The 3,108-nt window shown below is 48.7% G+C and carries 3 protein-coding genes and 1 tRNA gene; all 4 read right to left on the reverse strand.

Features of this window, described 5'->3' with window-relative positions; all coding sequences use genetic code 11:
* Positions 1–317: 317 nt before the first annotated feature.
* The 4 genes from P5674_RS16365 to folK all read right to left on the reverse strand — a co-directional run bounded on the left by P5674_RS16365 (position 318) and on the right by folK (position 2,937).
* Positions 318–401, reverse strand: a tRNA-Leu gene (locus P5674_RS16365).
* A gap of 58 nt (positions 402–459) precedes the next feature.
* Positions 460–1,884, reverse strand: a complete 1,425-nt coding sequence (locus P5674_RS16370) for an FAD-binding domain-containing protein (RefSeq protein ID WP_315670098.1) — start codon at positions 1,882–1,884, stop codon at positions 460–462.
* Positions 1,885–1,897: 13 nt separating this feature from the next.
* On the reverse strand, positions 1,898–2,443 hold the full coding sequence (locus P5674_RS16375; protein WP_014276519.1) for an NUDIX hydrolase: 546 nt from the start codon (positions 2,441–2,443) through the stop codon (positions 1,898–1,900).
* Positions 2,443–2,937 carry a 2-amino-4-hydroxy-6-hydroxymethyldihydropteridine diphosphokinase gene (gene folK, locus P5674_RS16380; protein WP_014276520.1) on the reverse strand — a complete coding sequence of 165 codons (495 nt, stop codon included), beginning with the start codon at positions 2,935–2,937 and terminating at the stop codon, positions 2,443–2,445. The genes P5674_RS16375 and folK overlap by 1 nt, the downstream gene beginning before the upstream one ends.
* Positions 2,938–3,108 lie beyond the last annotated feature (171 nt).

Below are 3,108 nucleotides of genomic sequence, written 5' to 3' on the forward strand. Positions count from 1 at the left end.
ATCGTTATCAAAACTATATTGAATATTTAGTCAACTTTTTGAGCAACACAAACAATAGAGTGACAAACAATAGAGTGCTGCGCGGCGGTTCGTGGGGCTACTATCCTGTAGACTGCCGTTGTGCCGGCCGCAGCTGGGTCGTCCCGGGCAACCTCTTCAGCTTCGACGGTTTTCGGGTAGCCTGTGCCCCCCCGACTCTTAGCCCTTAGCCCTCTTGCCCTTTTGCCCTTTACCCTGTTAGCCATTTGCCCTTTTAGTAGGTTGGGTGAAGCGCAGCGTAACCCAACTTCCCCAGCCCAACCGGGTTTCTCTGCCAATGCGGAACCCGGGACTTGAACCCGGAAGTCCTTGCGAACACTAGAACCTGAATCTAGCGCGTCTACCAATTCCGCCAGTTCCGCATGAGTAGGTTTATTTGTTTTGCACAATTTAACATCCTGCCATAGTTTGGGGAATTTGTCAAGCCTTTAATTGGGAATAAATGGACTTGAACAATTTTTGTTGTCGATTGTGGTCTACAATGGGCTGTGGGTAGCCACAGGCTTGTCGATCGCCTGATGAAATTTTGCCAGTCACCAGGTGGGCGGTGTCCAAATTCCGCAATTCTGGCAACCACTGGCGGATATATTCAGCTTCGGGGTCATATTTTTGGGTTTGGGAAGCGGGGTTAAAAATCCGCAAAGGCTTAGGGTCCATGCCACTGGAGGAACTCCACTGCCACCCACCATTATTTGAGGCTAAATCGCCATCAATAAGGGTTTGCATAAAATACTTTTCTCCCCATTGCCAATTAATGATTAAATCCTTGGTCAAAAAACTGGCAACAATCATGCGACAACGGTTGTGCATCCATCCAGTTTCATTGAGTTGACGCATGGCGGCATCAACAATAGGATAGCCGGTGCGTCCTTGACACCAAGCCTGGAAATGTTCTTGATTATCTGACCAAGGGAAACGGTCAAAGGGCTGACGAAAAGCACCGGTGGCTAAGGCGGGGAAGTGATATAAAGCCTGTTGATAAAACTCGCGCCAAGCGAGTTCCTGCTGCCAAGTTTGAATATGGTGGCGGGCTTCGTCACTGCGAGTTAAAGCCATAATTTCTTGGGTTTTTTGCCAAAGGGTACGGATACCGATCGCCCCAAATCTCAAAGCCGGACTTAACACAGAAGTGCCATCAATAGCGGGGAAATTCCGCCCTTCGTCATACTCATAAATGGCTCGATCGCAGAAGATTTCCAAGCGATCGCTCGCCGCCGTTTCTCCGGGTTCTAGGATAAAAGGTTCCGACCAGATAAATCCCAAATCCTTAGCCGTGGGTAAAGCGATCGCTCCCGCCTCCAGAGCCGCCTTTTCCTGAGCCTCCGTCAGACCGGTAGATTTTAGTCGCTCACAGGGTTCTGGTTTGGGTTGCTGAATCCATTTCCGCCAATAGGGAGTATAAACCTTATAGGGTTCCTTAGACCCGGTAAAAATGGCTTCTGGGGAATGCAAAACCTGATCCCAGAAAGTCTCAACTTTAATTCCCACCTCTGTCAGGGACTCTTCTACAGAGCGATCGCGTTGTCTAGGGAGGGGTTCAACATCTTGATTCCAATAAACAGCGATCGCCCCCAAAGCCACGGCCAATTTTCGCAGACCTTGAGCCGGGTTATCCTGAATAATCAGTAATTGACTCCCCCCCCGTTGGTAGTCTTCTTGTAGACATTGGAGACAGCCCAGCATATAAGCCACACGGACGGGGGCGATATCATCACCGCTCAAAATCTCCGGGTCGAGACAGAAGACCCCCACCACCTGAGAAGTGACCCGACGCGCCGCCGCCAGTCCCCAGTTATCAGAAATCCGCAGATCTCGACGATGCCAAAATAAGATTAAATCCGACATAAACACTACAGAGTTATAGAAACGGTTTAGCTAACATAAAACTAGCCATAGATTTAGCATCGACAGGTTCCCCCTGTAAAATCGCCTCTTCCAACTCTTGGGGAGTCATCAAAACGGTGTCTATATCCTCATCTTCATCTTGTGGGGGGGGAGTTTCCAGTTTTTCGAGATCTTCGGCGAGAAAGGCGTAAATAATTTCATCAGAATAACCCGGCGCGAGGATAAATTGCCCTAGTTTACGCCACTTAGAAGCGCGGTAGCCTGTTTCCTCCTCAATTTCTCGCCTCACGGTTTCGGCGGGGTCTTCGTTAGCTTCTACCGTCCCGGCTGGAAATTCCAAAGTCCGCCCTTCCACCGCAAATCGATATTGTCGGACCAATACCAACTTACCTTCTGGGGTAACGGGAATTACTAAAGCGCCTCCGGGGTGTCTAACACATTCCCACTGACCGATCGCACCATTAGGAAGGCGAAGGCGGTGGACATCAAAGTTAAATTTCCGACCTCGATAAAACAGTTGTTGATCTAGGATTTCTGGGGGTTCTGAACCTGGTTTCATTAGTTAGCCACAGTTAGTTTTTGGACTCCTGAGTGATCGATAGTTTCCAGCAATTGGGCGATCGTCTTTTTACTGACAGGATCTATCCAATCCGGGGCTATTTCCGCTAGGGGGACTAACACAAAAGCCCGATCACCCATCCTAGGGTGGGGTATTTCTAGGGTAGGTGTCTTCAAGATTAAATCATCGAACAGCAATAAATCAAGATCTAGGGTTCTCGGTCCCCATCTTTCCCCACGCACCCGCCCCAATTTCTTCTCAATTTCTAGCAGAGTCTCCAACAGCAACTGGGGGGAGATACTCACCACGAGGGTAGCACAACCATTGATATAATCCGGCTGAGGGGGTCCCACGGGAGTTGTCCGATACCAATGCGATCGTTCTTTCACCCTAATTCCCCCATAGCCGCCAAGTAATTCTAGGGCTGTTTCTAATGTTTGACAACATAACCCCAGATTACTACCCAAACCTATTGCTACATTCGCATCAACCATAATTAACAATTAACAATTAACAATTAATTAACCGATGGGGTGGGGCGGGTTTATTAAACGGGTCGCTCATTCCTATAACTCACCTTAGAACCCGCCCCTATAATTGTCAATTAATAATTAATTAACCGGTGGGGTGGGGCGGGTTTATTCAGCCCGTCGGTTATTCCTATA

The organism is Limnospira sp. PMC 289.06, assembly GCF_032350395.1.
Taxonomy (GTDB): Bacteria; Cyanobacteriota; Cyanobacteriia; order Cyanobacteriales; family Microcoleaceae; genus Limnospira; species Limnospira platensis.